Origin of the sequence: Novosphingobium fluoreni (genome assembly GCF_014196615.1) — a bacterium.
Taxonomy (GTDB): domain Bacteria; phylum Pseudomonadota; class Alphaproteobacteria; order Sphingomonadales; family Sphingomonadaceae; genus Novosphingobium; species Novosphingobium fluoreni.
The window spans coordinates 255,411-273,006 of the sequence record NZ_JACIDY010000004.1 but is presented as its reverse complement, the minus strand read 5'-3'; the positions used below and the strand labels follow the sequence as shown (position 1 = coordinate 273,006).

General features: G+C 61.5%; 13 protein-coding genes and 2 pseudogenes. 7 read left to right on the top strand and 8 right to left on the bottom strand.

Features of this window, described 5'->3' with window-relative positions; all coding sequences use genetic code 11:
* Positions 1-73: 73 nt before the first annotated feature.
* Positions 74-1,033 carry an ornithine cyclodeaminase family protein gene (locus tag GGR39_RS10370; protein WP_183617049.1) on the bottom strand — a complete coding sequence of 320 codons (960 nt, stop codon included), beginning with the start codon at positions 1,031-1,033 and terminating at the stop codon, positions 74-76.
* Between the two features lie 14 nt (positions 1,034-1,047).
* Positions 1,048-2,367 carry a metal-dependent hydrolase family protein gene (locus tag GGR39_RS10365; RefSeq protein ID WP_221226074.1) on the bottom strand — a complete coding sequence of 440 codons (1,320 nt, stop codon included), beginning with the start codon at positions 2,365-2,367 and terminating at the stop codon, positions 1,048-1,050.
* 391 nt (positions 2,368-2,758) lie between these two features.
* Here GGR39_RS10365 and GGR39_RS10360 point away from each other — a divergent pair, with 391 nt between their 5' ends.
* The 4 genes from GGR39_RS10360 to GGR39_RS10345 all read left to right on the top strand — a co-directional run bounded on the left by GGR39_RS10360 (position 2,759) and on the right by GGR39_RS10345 (position 10,369).
* Positions 2,759-5,707: a TonB-dependent receptor domain-containing protein gene (locus GGR39_RS10360; protein WP_343055853.1), complete on the top strand. Its 2,949-nt coding sequence runs from the start codon at positions 2,759-2,761 to the stop codon at positions 5,705-5,707.
* Between the two features lie 35 nt (positions 5,708-5,742).
* A complete protein-coding gene (locus GGR39_RS10355) occupies positions 5,743-7,263 on the top strand; it encodes a S10 family peptidase (protein WP_183617047.1) in 1,521 nt (506 codons plus the stop codon).
* A gap of 140 nt (positions 7,264-7,403) precedes the next feature.
* Positions 7,404-8,837 (top strand): S10 family serine carboxypeptidase-like protein, encoded by a 1,434-nt coding sequence (locus GGR39_RS10350; protein ID WP_183617046.1) that lies wholly within the window; start codon positions 7,404-7,406, stop codon positions 8,835-8,837.
* A 215-nt stretch (positions 8,838-9,052) separates the two neighbouring features.
* Positions 9,053-10,369: a S10 family serine carboxypeptidase-like protein gene (locus tag GGR39_RS10345; protein ID WP_183617045.1), complete on the top strand. Its 1,317-nt coding sequence runs from the start codon at positions 9,053-9,055 to the stop codon at positions 10,367-10,369.
* 424 nt (positions 10,370-10,793) lie between these two features.
* Here GGR39_RS10345 and GGR39_RS17420 read toward each other — a convergent pair.
* Positions 10,794-11,252, bottom strand: a pseudogene (locus GGR39_RS17420) (efflux RND transporter permease subunit); the annotation flags it as partial.
* Between the two features lie 60 nt (positions 11,253-11,312).
* Positions 11,313-11,483, bottom strand: a pseudogene (locus tag GGR39_RS17415) (efflux RND transporter permease subunit); the annotation flags it as partial.
* On the opposite strand from GGR39_RS17415, the gene GGR39_RS17410 reads away from it, so the two are divergent.
* Positions 11,482-11,634, top strand: coding sequence for a hypothetical protein (locus tag GGR39_RS17410; protein WP_183617131.1), 153 nt, complete (start codon positions 11,482-11,484; stop codon positions 11,632-11,634). The pseudogene GGR39_RS17415 and the gene GGR39_RS17410 sit on opposite strands and share 2 nt — an antisense overlap.
* Positions 11,635-11,790: 156 nt before the next feature.
* Here GGR39_RS17410 and GGR39_RS17405 read toward each other — a convergent pair whose 3' ends face one another.
* Together GGR39_RS17405 and GGR39_RS17400 are read right to left on the bottom strand one after the other, a co-directional pair.
* On the bottom strand, positions 11,791-12,237 hold the full coding sequence (locus tag GGR39_RS17405; protein WP_281374478.1) for an efflux RND transporter periplasmic adaptor subunit: 447 nt from the start codon (positions 12,235-12,237) through the stop codon (positions 11,791-11,793).
* Positions 12,195-12,899: an efflux RND transporter periplasmic adaptor subunit gene (locus GGR39_RS17400; protein WP_281374477.1), complete on the bottom strand. Its 705-nt coding sequence runs from the start codon at positions 12,897-12,899 to the stop codon at positions 12,195-12,197. Before GGR39_RS17400 ends, GGR39_RS17405 begins: the two co-directional genes overlap by 43 nt.
* A gap of 100 nt (positions 12,900-12,999) precedes the next feature.
* On the opposite strand from GGR39_RS17400, the gene GGR39_RS10325 reads away from it, so the two are divergent.
* Together GGR39_RS10325 and GGR39_RS10320 are read left to right on the top strand one after the other, a co-directional pair.
* Positions 13,000-13,437 carry a response regulator gene (locus GGR39_RS10325; RefSeq protein WP_246388609.1) on the top strand — a complete coding sequence of 146 codons (438 nt, stop codon included), beginning with the start codon at positions 13,000-13,002 and terminating at the stop codon, positions 13,435-13,437.
* Positions 13,438-13,466: 29 nt separating this feature from the next.
* Positions 13,467-13,961: a sensor histidine kinase gene (locus GGR39_RS10320; RefSeq protein WP_183617043.1), complete on the top strand. Its 495-nt coding sequence runs from the start codon at positions 13,467-13,469 to the stop codon at positions 13,959-13,961.
* Positions 13,962-14,317: 356 nt separating this feature from the next.
* Here GGR39_RS10320 and GGR39_RS10315 read toward each other — a convergent pair whose 3' ends face one another.
* Together GGR39_RS10315 and GGR39_RS10310 are read right to left on the bottom strand one after the other, a co-directional pair.
* Complete coding sequence (locus GGR39_RS10315) at positions 14,318-15,676, bottom strand: PepSY-associated TM helix domain-containing protein (protein ID WP_183617042.1); 1,359 nt, start codon at positions 15,674-15,676, stop codon at positions 14,318-14,320.
* On the bottom strand, positions 15,670-17,541 hold the full coding sequence (locus GGR39_RS10310; RefSeq protein ID WP_183617041.1) for a TonB-dependent receptor family protein: 1,872 nt from the start codon (positions 17,539-17,541) through the stop codon (positions 15,670-15,672). Before GGR39_RS10310 ends, GGR39_RS10315 begins: the two co-directional genes overlap by 7 nt.
* Positions 17,542-17,596: the final 55 nt, after the last annotated feature.

Below are 17,596 nucleotides of genomic sequence, written 5' to 3'. Positions count from 1 at the left end.
GACTCATTCGTGACGCGGACTTTGACGAGCCCGCTATGCTCGTGTCCCGTCAGGATCGCAGGCCAACGAACGCTCATGCCGACCGCACCGACCGAACGATCGTCATTGCCGCGTGCGCCGCGGCGATGTCCTGGATCGCGATCCCCGACGAATCGAAGACGGTGATGTCGTCGGCAGACGAGCGACCGGATACCGTTGCGCAGATCAAGTCGCCGAGCGAGCGGCGACGCAGGTCCGCAAGCGTCGCCTGGCCCGCAGCCAACAGATGCTGGGCCTCGCCGATGACTGCCGACTGCTCGGGATAGTCCATATAGAACAGGCTGCGCGCGACGAGCTCGACGGGAAGCTCCATCTTGCCGACATTGTCTGAGCCCATCGCAGACACATGAGTGCCGGGCCGAATCCATTCGTCACGCAGGACGGGAGAGGTTGCGGGCGTTGCAGTCACGATGATGTCCGCTTGGCGCGCGAGATCCTCGACGTCGCGAAACTCGACTATGAGCCCGGTTCGCTCCCTTACCGCTTGGGCGAAGCGATCGGTATCGGCGCCCGCCCGACGTGCGGCATAGACCGTGTCGATCGGCCGGACCGCCGCCACGGCTTCAATCTCGAAGACCGCCTGTGCGCCCAGCCCGATGATCCCCAGCCGATGGGCATCCGGCCGCGCCAGATACTTGACCGCGATCGCATCGGCGGCCGCCGTCCGCAGGCCGTTGAGATATCCCGCTTCGACGACCGCCACGACTTCTGCCGTGACATCGTCGATCAGCAGGGTCGTCGACGTATGCGACGCGAGCCCCCGTGCGCGGTTTCCAGGGTTATACGAGGCGGCCTTCACCCCCATGAACCCGGTCGAGGCATCGAAGCCGGATTTGATCGCGGTAATGTGGCAAGGATCGGAGCCCGACCCGCGGGCGACGGGAAAGACTTTGCTCTCGCCGCGTCCAAACGCCGCGAACGCCTTTTCGACAGCATCGATGACGACCGCGGCGCCAACGTGCTGCTGAATTTCCTGGTTGGTGATGACGAGCATTCGGTTTGGCCGTCCTAATTAGAAAGGGTGGATCGGTTGGCCGATAGACCACGAACGACGACACCGCCTTTCATCACGAACGACACATGTTCGAGACTGCGGACATCGACGAGTGGATCGGTGTCGACGGCAATGATATCGGCATACGCCCCAGGCGCGACGATGCCGATGTCCTTTTCCCCGATCAGGGCGGCAGCATTACTCGTGGCGGTCTGGATCGCTTGCATGGGCGTCAGGCCGGCGGCAGTCAGCAATGCGAACTCCTGGGCCTCGTCGGAAAAGCCCACGAAGCCCGAAGCATCGGTGCCATAGGCGATCTTGACGCCTGCCTTGTGGGCGGCGGCGACCATTTTGAGATTGATCGGTGAGACGTTGCCGATCTTGGCCGCGAAATCGGGCGGGAAGCGGTTGGGATTGAGCCGAACCGATCGCAAGAGGTCGTAGTTGGTCAGCATCGTCGGGACGAGAAAGGTGCCATGCGCCTTCATCAGCGCGAACGTTTCGTCGTCCGAGAAGGTGCCATGTTCGACCGAATCGACCCCGGCCCGCACTACGGCGTCGATCGCAGCCTTGCCGTGTGCATGCGCCGCAACACGCAATCCGAGATTGTGGGCGGTGTCGATCGCCGCCTTGATCTCGTCATCGGTCATAAGCTGGGCATTCGGATTGTCGCCTACGGTCCCGACACCGCCGCTCGGCATGATTTTGATGACCGTCGCGCCGCGTCGCATATGATCCCGGACGCTTGCACGCACGGCATCGGAGCCGTCGGCAACGTCGAAGCGGCGATCGGGATCGTTCGAGTCGCCATGCCCGTTGGCCGGATCGGAATGGCCACCCGTCGGTCCGATCGGCTGAAGCGACACCCACATACGCGGCCCCGGCGTCTCGCCGCGATCGATCACGGTCTTCAGATCACGGTCGATTTCCGTCGGGCTGCCAAGGTTCCGTATCGAGGTGAAGCCCGATTCGAGCGTCGCCTTTGCGTGCGCTGCGGCGACGACGGCCCTCTCTCCATAAGGTCGCTCCGTCGTACTGCGCGGGTCATCCCAGTGATTGTCGTCGTCCGTCAGATGGACATGACAATCGATCAGGCCCGGGAGCACGGTCTTGCTCGAAAGGTCGATAACGTCGGCGCCGATCTCGGTTATGAAGTCGGGTGCGACGCGCGCCACGCGCTGCTCGTTGATGACGATCGACACATGCTTTATTGGTGACGGCGAACGCCCGTCTATGAGCGTTCCGGCGTGAATGATCGTCGTCTTCGCAGAAAGGGGCGCATGCGCCGCTGCGATCGCAGCCCAGCCGGCCATGACCTTAAAAAAGCGCCTCAAGACCAGCCTCCCCTCATTTGACGCCGGCCCTCACCGGCCAACCACCGCCCGATCAGCGCTGACTGCTTTTCACAACGATTAATGCGGTGAAGTCTCACGCGCTGTCAACACATCGACATCATTCTTTTTATGACACTGATATAAAATGAGATTATTCTAAATAAGACATTTCGAAGAAAATTACTTGCAGTACAGTCTGATTCGGTGAAACTTCACGACAGCGGACTCGGAATGCGCTTGGCAAAGCGGGCGCTACCGGGGGGCGCAGGTTTCCGGAGGGATCGATGTTGTGGCGAGCCTCGCGACGAGGCTCGGACACACCGCGTGTCGGAATGGACGATCAGACAGAGGGGGATCAATGAAACAGGTAATGTCAGCGAGGGGTGCGGTCGTGGTCGCCCTGCTGTCCTCGACCATCCTCGGTGTGCCAGCCTTTGCCCAGCAGCAGCCATCGAGCCAGCCGGATACCACCTCGCCGAATTCGCCGTCCCCCGGCGCGACCGCTACTTCGGCCGGCGGTTTGCCTCAGGCCGACGGTGCGCGCGCCGGCGTTGCAGACATCGTGGTCACGGGTTCCCGCATCTCGCGGAGGGACACGGTGGCGAACAGCCCGATCGCGACGATCAGCGGCACCGCCTTCAACCAGACGGGCGCGGTCACGCTCGAAGACACTCTCAATCGTCTTCCGCAGTTCTCACCAGGGACCGGGGCGACAACGAACGACAATCTGTCGGGCGGTATAACCACTCTCAATCTGCGCGGCCTCGGATCAAACCGGACGCTCGTGCTAATGGACGGGCACAGGCTGCCGGCATCGACCGATCTCGGTGCGGTCGATATCAACATTATTCCCGATGCACTGATCGAATCCGTCGAAACCATCACCGGCGGGGCCTCTGCCGCTTACGGTTCCGACGCCATCGCTGGTGTCGTGAACTTCAAAATAAACCATCGGTTCTCGGGCATACGGCTCGACGCACAGAATGGCATCAGCGCGCGTGGCGACGGCTACACGTTCAAAACGTCGGCGACCGTCGGATCCAACTTCTCTGACGGTCGGGGCAATGCCGTACTGTCAATCGGCTACCAGCAGCGTGATGCCGTCAACAACAGCGATCGCGCCTTTTCCAGCATCGTTCGACCGTCATCTAGCCTACCTTACGGGGCCCTCATCGTCGATGCGGACAACCAGCCCTCGGATACGTCCGTAAAAGGTATCTTCACCCGCTATGGAGTCGCGCCAAGCCGCGTCAATGGCGGCACCAACCTTGCCTTCAACAATGACGGCTCGCTGTTTACATATTCGAGCAGCGCCCTCAACTATCGCGGCAGCGCCCCGGACGTGTTGGTGTCGAACCGTATCCGCTACAATTCCAGCGGCAACAACGGCCTCATCCTGCCGATCGAGCGCCTAAGTGCCTATGGCCGGGTGGAGCACGAGGTCGGGGACAACACCACGGTGTTCCTCGAGGCCAATTTTCAGCACTTCACGTCGCGCGCACAATATGCGCCGGCCGGATTTACCTTCACCGCGCCGGCGACGAACCCATTTATCCCGGCCGACCTTGCCACCGTCCTGGCATCACGCCCCGATCCGGCGGCAGATTTCACGATCACCCGTCGTTTTACTGATGTCGGCTTCCGCACCGCATCGACCGAATATAACGAATTCCGCACCGCGGGCGGAGCCAGCGGCAGGCTGCCGATCGGCGACTGGACATGGGACGCCTACGGCTCTTATGCGCAGGTGACGGCGGAGGAACGCGACCGTAACGGCTTCAGCGTCGGCGCCCTCGAGACACTACTTTACGCGCGGGACGGGGGGCGCAGCCTTTGCTCAGGCGGACTCAACGTGTTTGGAAACCAAGCCGGCAGTGCCTGCGCCTCCTATATCCGTCGTGATACGATCCGAAACACCAGAACCTATCAGAGCGTAGTCGAGGGCACGATCCAGGGGTCGCTGATTAAGCTGCCGGGCGGCATGATGAAATTCGCTGCCGGAGCGGACTATCGGAAGGACGGCTATCGGTTCACTCCCGATTCCGCTTTGCTCGCCGGTGACGTCGTCAGCTTCTCGAACGGCGTGGTGCCGGCGGAAGATGGCGCGATCACCGTCAAGGAAGCCTTTGCAGAACTTCTCGTGCCGATCCTGGCAGACCTGCCGGCGATCAAGAAGCTCGAGGTCGACGCCGGCTTTCGCTACTCCGATTACAACACGTTCGGCGGTATCAAAACCTATCGCGTCGAAGGATCGTGGGAAGTCGTCGATGCCCTGCGGTTCCGGGGCGGTTATGCGCGTGCCGTGCGAGCGCCGTCGGTCGGGGAACTGTTCGCACCGCAGAGCCAGACATCGCCGCTGATCGGCGCGGCCGGCACTACCGGCCAAGGTGATCCGTGCGATGTTAACGGCGCCTATCGGACCGGCGCCAGTGCGAGTCAGGTAAGGGGCCTTTGTATTGCTCAAGGCCTGCCATCGACCATTGTCGATCGATACACCTTCGACAACACGCAGATCGTGGACGGTGGCGTGACCGGTGGCAACCCGAACCTACGTCCGGAATCCGCAGACACCTACACGGCGGGCGTGGTCGTGACGCCGGGGTTCGACGCGCCAATCCTCCATCGGCTGAGTATCTCGGTCGATTATTACAATATCACCATCTCGAAGGTGGTCGGGACGATCGACGGCCTGACCGCATTGCAGCGGTGCTACAATTTGGACGGTTCGAATCCCACGTATAATCCGGGCAACATCTATTGTTCGCTGTTCGGTCGCAGCACCAGTACCGGGCAAATCAACTCCTTCTCGCTTACCAACCAGAACCTTGGAAGATACAAAACCTCGGGTCTCGACATAGCGTTGGACTGGAATGTCCCGCTGTCGGCACTCGGGATATCCGATCGCGCGGGAAGCCTGCATCTCGCAGCAGCGGCAACGCGACTTCTCGCCTTTGAAATCCAAACTTTCCCGGGCGACCCCAACGTTAATTACAGGGGTTATATCGGCGATATCGGCTATCCGAAGTGGCGAAGTGTCGAGACGCTGACGTACCTGAATGGTGGGTTCAGCATTGGCCTGCAGCATCGCTATATCGATGGGATGGTCGATGTCGGCCTGATCGGCACCGATGATCGCAGCACGCGCGTCCCGGCGATCAACTATTTCGATCTCAACCTTGCCGTTGCGGTGTCAAAGGCATTCTCAATGCGTTTGGGTGTGAACAACCTGACCAACGCGCAGCCCCCGGTGTACGACTCCTTTTCACAATCGAACACGAATCCAGGTGTGTATGACGTGCTCGGCCGGACATTTTACGCAGGCGCGCGCGTCACGTTTTGATAGCGGCGGTCGCAGTGGTGTCGAACGGGGGATCTATGACTGTCATTCGTATCGTGATGATCGCGCTCCTGTCCGTGACCGTGCCGCTTGCGTCGGCGATGGCAGAGACGGTCGTGCCGACGACCGGCGCTGGCGAGGGCCGGGGCGATGCGCAGGGCTTCAAGCCCAGCATCACCAAACACAAGGGGCGGTTCGGCAAAGCCGAGATCCACTATGAGGCGATCGCCGAGACGGTTCCGATTGCAGGCGAAAACGGCCAGCCCGAAGCAGAAATTTTCTCCGTCGGCTACACCGCGATCACCAAAGCGCCCGCAACCCGGCCGGTTACCTTTCTCTACAATGGCGGCCCCGGCTCGGCTTCCTTTTGGATACAGATGGGTGCCTTCGGCCCCAAAATTGTTGCTTTGAACGGTCCGTCGGGTGGCAGCGATCGGTCCAGCCCAGGCAACCCACTCGTCGACAATCCAGACGCCTTGCTCGATGTCACCGATCTGGTGTTTATCGATCCCGTCGGGACGGGGTTCAGCCACGCCGTCGGAAGCACGAAGGACGAGGCCTTTTTCAAGACCACGGCCGATGCTTCGTCCATCGCGAAGTTTATTCGCGCTTGGCTGACCCGTCATGGCCGCTGGCAATCCCCCCGTTTCGTCGGCGGAGAATCCTACGGATCGATCAGGACCGCGATGATCGTAGACGACGATCCGTTCATGACCTTCAACGGTGCCTTCCTCATCTCGCAGGGACTCGACTGGGGGACGGTGATCATGCCGCCCGGTTATGATCGCGGGTACGAACTCTTTCTGCCGAGCTATTCCGCCGCAGCCTGGTACTATAACCGCTACCAGGCAAGTGCGGTGTCGTCAGTCGCTGACGCGGTGGCCGAAAGCCAGCGTTTTGCCGAGCGCGATTATGTCTCCGCGCTCGCTCGGGGACAGGGGTTGAGCGCAACCGACAAGGCCAATGTGGCCAGCCGCCTTGCCCAGCTGACCGGCATTTCGAAAGACGAATGGATAAGGGCGGACCTTCGCATCGATCCGGACGCTTTCCGCCGGCTGCTATTGCGTGACCAGGGTCTGCGGATCGGCCGCTTCGATGCCCGCTATTCGATTGGTAACAGTCAGGTTTTCGACGCGGGCGAGCGCTACGACCCGTCGCTGTCGGCCGCCGCGCTTCCCTATTTGAACGCCATGCGCGCGTATCTGTCGTTGGGTCTCGGCGTGACGACCGACAAACCGTATGTCGGCGTGATCTCCTCGGACTGGACCTACGATCTCAGCAACGAAGCGTTCATCAATCCGGCTCCGAAGCTCGGCGCGGCGATGACACGAAACCCGGGCATGCGCCTGTTCGTCGCATCGGGCTATTACGACTTCTCGTCGCCCGTATCGTCGGCCCAGTACAATATCGGCCATGGTGGGATTCCGTTGGATCGCACGACGATGAGATATTATCCGACCGGGCACATGATGTATCTCGACAGCGAGCATCGCCGGGCGTTGCTGGATGACATGCGCGCCTTCATCGTGGCGACACTCGACGCCCAGGCAGTTCGATAATGGCCCGTATGCGTTGCGGCAGGATGGGTCGATCTGCCTTAGCGCTGCTGACGCTCGGGCCAATAGTCGTTGCCCCTGTGCAGGCGACCGGCCGGTCCGGCATCTTACCCCCCGAAAGCAGACGCCAGCACGATGTCACGGTGAACGGACAGCGTCTTACCGTCGTTGCCGCGCTCGAACGCTATCCGGCGCAGGGGCGATCCGGTCGGCCGTTGGGCAGCGTCTATCTGACCAGCCTGACCGCACATTCGGGTGATAGCCGGCGCCCGGTGATCTTCGCGTTCAATGGTGGCCCGGGTTCGAGCAGCGCCTACCTCAACCTCGGGATGTTGGGCCTGCGGCGCGTCCAGGTCAGCGGCCCGGAGGCGCGCGGACCAACTGGCACCATCGTCGACAATCACGACACCCCGCTCGACGTCGCCGATATCGTTCTGATCGATCCGATCGGTACCGGCTTCAGTCGGCTCGCCTCGCGAGGCGCGGCGGGCGAGGCCTATTCGGCGGTCGGCGATGCCGCCTACATTGCCGGTGTCATCCGGCAATGGCTGAAGCGGCATCATCGTGAGGCCGCTCCCGCGTTCCTGGCGGGCGAGAGCTACGGGGCACAGAGGGTCGCCAGCATTCTACGCGTGTTGAGCTGCAACGGGGAACGACACTGCACGCCACTCGCCGTCGAAGGCGCGATCCTCATCTCGCAGTCGATCGAAATCGTGAATACGTTGCAGCGACCGGGTAACGTCACAGGAATCGCGGCGGGCTTTCCGACAATTGCGGCGCTCGCCTGGTATCACAGGAAAGTTGACCGGCACGATCGCTCGGTAGACGGCGTCGTAGCTGACGCCCTTGCATTCTCTTCGATTTACCTCTCCGCGCTGTATCGCGAAAATTCATTGTCCGTGGACGAGCGAAGCGCGATCGTAGGCCAACTTGCCGCCTTCAGCGGCCTTGCGCCTGCCTTTTTCCAGAAACATCTGTCGATCACCAAGGACGAATATCGTAACGAGGCCTTCCGTCCGACGGGACAGGTGCTCGGAACCTACGACGCGCGTTATCTTGGTCCAGTCAATGGCGCGGGCGATCCGTCGACGAACGCGCTGGATACGGTGATCGCAGCAAAGCTGTCGCGCGTGCTCAACGAAGGCGTCGGGGTGCCGGCATCGTACAGCTACCGCGTATACAACGACGCGCTGGACGGGCGCTGGACCTACGCGCCGGTCGCAACGCCGTTTTCCAAATACGATTATGCCGGTGAATTCGCTGCTGCGCTCCGGATCAACCCCGCGCTCAAGGTGCTGGTGGCGGGCGGCCTTTACGATACCGCAGCCAGCGTTGGTGCGGATGCTTTCCTTTTGAATCAATGGTCGGTGCCAGCGACTCAAACGCTCAGCGTCCATTATCCGGCAGGTCACATGTTCTACCTTGACGATGCCAGCAGGGTAGACTTCGCGCGTGCCATTCGATGCTTCGTTGGCAGCCGTTCGATCGCGGTATGTCGAGCTGCGGCGCAAAGCCGGGGCATACCACCGGGGATCGGGTCGCTTCCCTCCCAAGGCCAGCAGGATCTCGCACAGTGAAGTATCTTATCCAAACCGCGCTCATGGTCGTGGCTTGTGCCAGCGTATCACAAGGCAATGCGGATGCCGGAACCGCCGCCCGCGCAGTGCCTCCTCTCCGGTCGGCAACGCGCCAGTCAGAAGCGATCCTTCGGGGTCGTACAATTCGATACACCATCACTGCCCAGGAAAGTCCGATCAGCATCACGCCGGGAGCGTCCCGGCCGGACGCGACGATGTTCTCGGTCAGTTATCTGCGGCAAAGCGCCAATCCCGCCGCCCGCCCCGTCATGTTCGTCTTCAATGGAGGGCCGGGATCGTCCGCCTCTGGTCTTCACGATGCATTCGCGCCGAAAAAGGTCGTCAGTCGCAATCCCGATATGGCGGTCCGATCGGTCGGGACCTACGTCGACAACAACGGCAGTCCATTGGACGCGACCGACCTCGTGTTCATCGACCCGCCCGGCACCGGCTACGGACGCGAATTTACGGCGGGTGCGGTGCGGCACTTCTCCTCTGTCCGCGATGATGCGAAAGTCATGGCGGACTTCATGGCGCGATGGCTGGAGCAGCATGGACGACGAGGATCACCCAAGCTGATCGCCGCAGAGAGCTACGGCGGCGTCCGCTTGGGCCTCGTTGCCGCCGAACTCGGCCGGCGGACGCGGCCGATACTGTTTGACGGCTATTTGCTGATTTCCCCCAGCACATTGGCCGTCGAAGACGATGAAAAAGCGCGCGGGTTCATCGCCAATGCGGTCGGCGCACTGCCGAGCCTGGCGGCTGCAGCGGCTTATTACCATAAAGGCGCCTATTCCACACTTCCGGCGGACGAGTTGCAGCGCAAAGCCTTCGCGTTTGCCCAAGGCCGCTATCGCGCGGCGCTCGAGCGCAAGGAGCGTCTGTCGCCGGTCGATCGTGCGCGGGTCGCGGACGACGTTTCGGCATTCACCGGCGTGCCATCGGCGCAGATTGATCGATCATCGCTCGTCGTCCCGATCGATGCCTTCGTCAAACTCTTGCTGGCCGACAGAGCGGAGCGCATCGGCCTCGGCGACTCTCGGGCACATGCGCTGCTTGCGCTGACCGGGAAGGCGCCTCCACCGTATGACGATCCATCGACCTCGCGCTGGACGATGAATTTCAGCTGGGACGATGCCATCGACGGCTATTTCAGGAATGCCGTCGGCTATCCGGTCACTTCGACCTATGTCCGCTACAACGGGGCGGTGTACGATTCCTGGCGATGGAATGCTTTGCCCGCGGAGCAGCATATCGCGTCCATTCTGATGGCCCAGATCAATCGCGATCGATCGAGTGCCCTGCTCGCGCTCGGCTATTATGACCTGATCATCCCTTACGAACTGCCGCTGCATGATTACCGCGCTGCGGCTGGCGGGTCACAGCGCCTCACGGTGCGCCTCTTTGCGGCAGGCCACGCGGTCTTCAACGACGCGACGGCGCAACGAGAGGCGGGCGAGGCGCTGCGCAACCTCATCGGCCAGAGCATCACAAACCACGCGGCGCGGTTGGCAGCGAGGAAGCGCCTCTAACGGTGTATCGGTTCGACATAGCCGCTGACGGCGTCTCATGCACCTTCGTCGCCTACCGCTTGGCGGCATCCTGTGCCTTTGCGATCGACCCGTTCCAATCGGGCAAACGTCTCTCACGCTGCAGCGTGCGACACTCGCCAGTTTCATAGCCTACCGTGAACGTGCCCCCAATCACGAGCGCAACGGGAACGATACTTGATGCCTTATTCATGCAACTAGAAAGCATTTTGAACGTCCGGTTCCAAGGTCGCGAAATGCCTTCGCGAACGGCGTAGATTGGGCGGGAGCGGCCGCCTTAGACGAAGCTGCCCTGCTCATCGACCACGCTCGAATAATAGCGTGCGCTCACCGTCAGTTTTAGGCGATCCAAGAAGGCACGACGCAGAGTCGTCTGCCCATTTGGATGTCGTTGGTCGTCAGCGGCTGGCCGCAGCCCCACTTTCGCGGCGGCGAGCGCCGCATCGACCAGGCTCATCCCCACCTCGCGATAGCGCTTGGCGAACTCGACGATCAGGATCGCGTTCTTGGCGCTCAAGCCGATGATGGTAATCAAGCCGACGCGGAAGAAGATGTCGTTCGCCATGCCCCGCGGCATGACAGCGGCCACCGCGCCGGTCAGGCCCAAGGGCACCACCAGCATCACCGCCGCCGGGATCGACCAGCTTTCATAAAGTGCGGCCAGGACCAGGAACACGACGAGCAGTGACAGGGCGAGCAACATGGGTGCTTGAAATCCCGCTTCACGTTCCTGCAAGGAGGCGCCAGTCCACTCGACCGCGAAGCCACGGGGAAGGTTGGCGGCGAGTTCCTCCATCGACTTCATCGCGTTCCCACTGGACACGCCGGACGCAGGCGAGCCGGTGATGCTGATCGAAGGATAGCCTGCCACCAGCATCACCGACACCGTGCCGAGCAGCGCGATGGGGGCGACAATAGCAGGAATGAGCGTGTAGCGGATGTTCTGCAGGAACAGGTACATCACCAGGAATACCAGGACCATCGCCTCGACGAGAGTATGCAGCACCTTCTCGATCGAGATCCGCACGAATGGGGCGGTGTCGAACGGCGCGGACCAGCTGACGCCGCGCGGAAAAGCGCGCGAAAGCTCGGCCATGCGTTCGTTCACGGCCTTTGACATCGCGACCGCATTGGCGCCGGGAGAACTGGATCGCGGCGGCGGCGGCGACTTTACCGTGCTCGCGCGTGGCGGTGCCGAAACTCTGCCGCCCCAATTCGATGCGCGCCACCTTGTCGAGCGTCACTGATGAACCGTCCGTGTTAGCCTTGAGGATGATGCCGGCGAAGTCTTCGGGCGTCTTCAGCTGGCCAACTGCGGCAGTGCGATGGCACCCAGCAGGATAATGGCGATAGCGATAACCCAGGCGAAGATCGGGCGGTCGATAAAAAAACGCGTCATCGGCTCAGCGCCCGCGCCAAGGCATGGGTTTGACCGGGGTGCCAATCTGCACCCGATCCTGCCCCTCGACGATCACCTGTTCGCCGGCGCGAAGGCCCGAAAGGACGAGGATGCGGCCGCCAACGACATCGCCCGCCGTCACGCGGCGGACGTGTACCCGATCCTGCTGTCCCACCACGCTGACCTGAGCCTGCCCGCGGGCATCGCGGGTCACCGCCTGCTGTGGCACGCTGAGCGCACCGGCAGCGACGAGGCGGGGCAGGCGGGGGCGTACGAACATGCCCGGCAGCAGCCGCTCAACCGGGTTATCGACGGCGACGCGTACCAATACGTCGCCGGTGCCCGGATCTACCGCTATGCCAGAGAACAGGACATGGCCTTTCACGGGATGCACCTGGCTGCTCGCGGTCACGATCTCGACAAGGGCATCGGTCTCACCGGCTGCGCGCAAGTTGGCGAAGCGATCCGCTGGTTGGCGCAGGTCGACATAACGCAGTCGATCTGCTGGACAACCACCAGGGGATTAACGTCGGCTACCGTCACCAATGCGCCTTCTGTGACAGCGGCTGCGCCGATGCGACCAGCGATTGGAGACGTCACGCGCGAAAAGCCGACGTCGAACTGCCGGCATCGCAGCGTCGCGCGGGCCTCCGCGACCTCGGCCGCCGCCTGATCGCGCGCGGCGACGGCGTCGTCATAGCCCTGGCGGCTGATCGCATCCGCCGCGACTAGCGCCTTCAGCCGTCCCGCTTGTGCGCGTGCTCGTGACAGCGCCGCCGAAGCCTTTTGCAGCGTGGCGCGCGTGGTATCTTTATCCGCGCGATAGGGCGCTAGGCTGATCTGAAACAGCGGTTGGCCGGCGTGGATCATCGCGCCCTGCTGAAAGAGCTGCCGCTGGACGATCCCGCCCACTTGCGCTCGAATTTCTGCGGTCCGCCACGCAACAACCCGTCCCGGCAATTCATCGGCCACGCTGGCTGGGGCTGGCTGAGCTGCAGCGGTCAGCACCTCCACCTCATCGGGTTTGGCGGCGGGCGCTTCGGTAACGCACGCGGCAAGCAGCGGGGCCAACAGCAGCGGCATCAGAGCGTTTCGAAAGGGCATGACGTTCATGAGGCCCTATTGGCCCGCCGCATTGTCGTTACGTCGAGGTTGTGTGGAGATTGTGTTGAGGCTCTGGCCGGCAACGCGAGCCGGTTGCTATCGCCTCGGTATGAGCCCGCTCGCCCTGATCGCCGAAGACGACAAGGACATCGCCGATATCCTCCGCGCTTATCTGGAGCGAGAAGAATTCAGGACGGTTCAGGCAGCGGATGGTCGCACGGCATTGGATGTTCATCTAGCATTGCGGCCCGACATCATTCTGCTCGACATCACCATGCCGCTGGTCGACGGATGGGAGGTGCTATCCAAAGTGAGACGCCGCGGCGGAACTCCCATAATCGTTATCACCGCGCTGGATCAGGATCTCGACAAGCTTCAGGCTCTGCGGATTGGCGCGGACGCGATGGCCGCTCGATTGCAGCGCATGGCCGACGACGTCAGCGTCTGGAATGCTCAGATCGCGCATGAACTGCGTACGCCGCTCACGATCCTGCAGGGGCGCCTGCAGGGGGCAAAGGACGGCGTCTCCCACTCGACGCACCCCTGATCGACGGTTTGCTGAAGCAGGTCTCCGGCTTGACCCGCTTGGTCGAAGATCTCCGTAGTGTCAGCCTGGCGGGCAGCGGTCAGCTAGAATTGTTGTTGATTGAAGTCGACTTGTCCTCGGAAGTCGTTGATATGGCACCGACGCTGACATTGATGTTGGAGCCGGTTGGATTTTCGCTGAAGCTGGACCACCCCTGCACGGCTCGGGCCGATATCGGCCGCATTCGGCAGGCAATCCTGGCGCTCGTCGACAATGCCAGCCGACACGCGGACCCTTGCGTGTTGACAATATCCACAAGCGGCGTGAACGGTGAAGCGTCGATTACGGTCGCTGATGCAGGACTAGGACTTCCGCACGACCTCGAACGGGACGCGTTCAGTCAGTTTGTGCGTGGCACGCAGTCACAGGGAGGATCAGGGCTTGGTCTGGCGGTTGTTCGAGGAATAGCTCGAGCACATGGAGGTGATGTGCATTATGAAGCCGATAGCGGCGTATTTGCCTTCGTTATGAAATGGCCGACATAGCGGCTCGATCGCTTCATGCTGGTGCGGCCGGGTCGCTGAAGCGGAGTGAAAGGGGCATATTGCAGACGGCTTTTTGTCCCGATGCGGCCATACCGGCCGCTTCCTCATCCGCATTACCAAGACCTGCTATTATCGAGGGCCGCGCCCGCACTAGCGTTGAATATCTCCGCATCTAGGCTTAAAATCGGACGATCGCCTACTGGCGATGCCGTTCAAAAAGCCAGTGTGCAGTCGGGGTGACGGTCTGATTCAGCATCAATATGCTAAATGGTGCCAATCGACGATGGGCGAGCGCCGGGTAAATCAGTGTGCAGCCCCCGGCGATCAAAGCCACCGGAGGTCGGGCTTCGCAAGGCCTATTTACCCGGCGTTTCATTCTGCAAAACGGCAAGACGCCCGCCATGGCGGGCGACGAATCGGTCGATGATCAGCAAGACAAGCACTGATGCGCCGAACAGCGGGAGCAACAGCGCCAGCACCACCACGACTGCTGTCACCCAGGGCTTGCTGGCTGCTCCGGTCGCAGGTGGCGCACCGATACCGTCGGCCGGCTTTCGTTTCAGCCACATTGCTATGCCGAGGACGCTGATCGTGATCAGGGCAATGGCAGTGAGCACGCCGATCAGCTGGTTCGCCCAGCCCAGCAGCTGCCCTTCGTGCCACGCGATGCCTGTGTTGACGACCCGGTCAACGATATGTTGGTCGCGAAAGCTGCGTCGTCCGGTTTCCGCTCCGGTGACCGGATCAAAAGTCACTTGTCGCCCCAACCACCGGTTTTGGGCCTCTGATTTCGCGGTCCATTCATTGCCGGTCGGCGGACCGAAACGCTGCGGGGTATGGGGGGGGATAACCAGCGCTGGAAATGCCAGATGCTGATCGCGCGCTTTCGAAACGAATACCGACAAAGGCAGCCCGTCCGCTGGCGCGGTCGACGGCATGGCCATCGGCATCAGGGGATGATGCCCGGCATGGCCGCCATCGACGCCAACCTTCCAGTCCTGCGGCCCTTTGACCAAGCCAAGCTCGGTCCGCACCAGTTTAAGGGCGCTGCCCCAGACGCCAGCCCACGGAAGGCCGCTGGCCAGCATCGCTAGAACTAGCCCAGCGATCCAGAATCCGGTTACGCGATGGACATCCTTGAGTAACGGCCGACCTCTTAAAGAAAGGCGGGGCCAAAGGGTGCCGGCGAGCCGAAATGGTCGCGGCCACCAAAGATAAAGACCGCTCAAGATCATGACGATCGTCCAACTCGAGGCGAGTTCTACGAGCCAGTCGCCAACATTGCCCAGCAGCAGCGAGCCATGAATGCGGGCCACGGTCTCCGAAATCCTGGTGGTCGGATCGCGAATTCCCAGCACTTTGCCTTGGGGCGAGACGAAGACGTCTCGCTGCGCGCCGTCGTGCGCGATTACATGAATCATCGCGGCATCGCCTGGTCGCTCGGGCAGGCGGTAATAGTTGAATTGCATGCCCGGGGTTGCGGCAAGTGCGACCGTCAGCTGTCTGTCCGGTGCTACAGCGTCCGACATGGAAAGCCCGTGGTAGGACCGTTCTTCCCACCGATCTATCTGAGGCTTGAACAGATAGATCGCACCCGTCACCGAGAGGATTAGGATGAAAGGCAGCACGAACAACCCGGCATAGAAATGCCAGCGCCAGATCGTGCGATAGGCGGTGCTCGCCGGTGGTGGTACCGGCCCGGTGCGCGTCACCATGTGACGCGTACGCCGCCGAATGCTGCGCGACCGGTACCCGGGTTGAAAAGCTCTGAATCTGCGCTGGCAATCCCAGCGACCGCGACGGTAGCGATATAGCGTTTGTCGGTCAGGTTGCGGCCTTCCACGTAGACCGACCAATGCTTGCTGGCGTCGAACCCGGCTTTAAGGTTCAGCAGTGCATAGGGATCGACCGTCAGAGCGTTGGCATTGTCCGCGAAATAATGGCCCGGTGCCCATTCGACGTTGGGACCTGCATATAGACCGCTGAAATGCTTGTAGAGCAGTTCTGCGCGCAGATAATGCTTGGGAATGCCAGGCAGTTCATTGCCTCCGTAGTTGGGGTCGACATCGAACGTGAAGTCGCTGTAGGTGTAGGCGGCGTTCAGCATCAGCTTGTCTCCCGACGCCGAGACGGGGATATCGCCGGTCAGCCCGGCCTCGATGCCTCGATGGATGGTGCGACCGGAATTGATGATAGAGCAGGCATTGAATGGCCCTGTTGTAAGGCACTGCAACTCATCATCGATTTGGGAGCTGTAGAGCGAGACGTCCCAGCGGACCACGCCGCTATGTCCGCGTGTGCCGATTTCAAAAGTCGTCGCGCGCTGTGGCTTGAGGTCGACGGCGGTGATGATATTCGCGTCGTAGCTCGGCACTTCGGCGCTACGCGAAATATTCGCGAAGGCCTGAGTTCCTGGAGCGATATCCCAGAGCGTGCCGATTTTGGGGCTCCACAGGCTGAAGTGCTCGCGACCCGACTGGTCGCCATTCGACAGGAAGCGGTCACGACGGTCGCGGACGGCATCGAGATATTGCGCGCCCGCAACAAGCGATAGTTTTGGCAGGATGAACAGGCAATCTTTTGCATAGAACGACAGGTTGCGCGATCTATCGATCATGGAGGCGGCCAGGGCACCCTTGGTCGCGGCGATATTCACATACTGATTGGTGTCGATCTTGCCGTTGTGGACACTGGTGCCGACGATCAGCCGATTGCGCGTACCGCCGATCAAGCGATCATCCACGATACGTGCAAATGCGCCATAATCATCGACCGTGAAGTCGATATACTGGAAGATCGGATGGTCGACGTGGCGCCGGTTGTAGAAGGCGCCGACCTCTAGCGCCGTGTCGCCGAAGCTGAAGCGGGTCCTGTTGGACACGCGAAGCGAATCGACGTTGCGTTGCTGGTCCTGCGCTACCCAGACGGGATTGGCGACGCGGGGATTGGTAAGTGCAGACGTCTTGCTCACTTCGCCCGGAATGTGCTGGTTGGTGGTCGCCCCTGTCACATAGAAGCGCGTTTCGGCGTTGGGGGAGAAGCGATAGCCAACATTGAAATTGCCGCGGATCGCATTGCCGTTGCTATGATCGCGATAGCCCTTGTTGGACTGCGCAGATACAGTCGCGAAATAGTCGAAATCGCCCACAATCCTGCCGGTGCTGGCTTGGCCCTTGATGTAGCCGAAGCTGCCGCTGTCGATGCGCGCGTCGAGCGGTGCGGTGTCGCGCCCGGTCGGCGTAACCAGATTGATGGCGCCGCCCAGTGCATTGGAGCCGTAGCGCAGAGCGTTGCCACCACGATATATCTCGACATAGCGATAGGCACTGGGGTCAATCTCAAAGAAATCGAAAAGGCCATCCGAGGTGTTCATCGGAACGCCATCGATCAGCACGCTGATGCCGCGAATGCCATAAGCGCGTGACAGACCCGAGCCGCGGATCGAAGCGCGCGCGTCGTCGCCCATACGTGTCTGGGTGATGACGCCTGGAACGTAATTCAGGATATCCTTGATGTGCTGGACCGGCGTGTTTTTGAAAGCAGTGTCGGGAACGATGTCGACGCCGCCCGGCGTGCGCATGATCGCGGCCTTCTACGGCCATGGTCACGCGGATGCGCGCCGACCCCGGGGGAGA

Bases quoted from the DNA above. Each gene is read 5' to 3' on its own strand.
- GGR39_RS10370 (WP_183617049.1), bottom strand. From the start codon at position 1,033: ATGCTCGTCATCACCAACCAGGAAATTCAGCAGCACGTTGGCGCCGCG.
- GGR39_RS10355 (WP_183617047.1), top strand. From the start codon at position 5,743: ATGACTGTCATTCGTATCGTGATGATCGCGCTCCTGTCCGTGACCGTG.
- GGR39_RS10345 (WP_183617045.1), top strand. From the start codon at position 9,053: ATGTTCTCGGTCAGTTATCTGCGGCAAAGCGCCAATCCCGCCGCCCGC.
- GGR39_RS17410 (WP_183617131.1), top strand. From the start codon at position 11,482: ATGCGTTCGTTCACGGCCTTTGACATCGCGACCGCATTGGCGCCGGGA.
- GGR39_RS17400 (WP_281374477.1), bottom strand. From the start codon at position 12,899: ATGAACGTCATGCCCTTTCGAAACGCTCTGATGCCGCTGCTGTTGGCC.
- GGR39_RS10325 (WP_246388609.1), top strand. From the start codon at position 13,000: ATGAGCCCGCTCGCCCTGATCGCCGAAGACGACAAGGACATCGCCGAT.
- GGR39_RS10315 (WP_183617042.1), bottom strand. From the start codon at position 15,676: ATGGTGACGCGCACCGGGCCGGTACCACCACCGGCGAGCACCGCCTAT.
- GGR39_RS10310 (WP_183617041.1), bottom strand. From the start codon at position 17,541: ATGCGCACGCCGGGCGGCGTCGACATCGTTCCCGACACTGCTTTCAAA.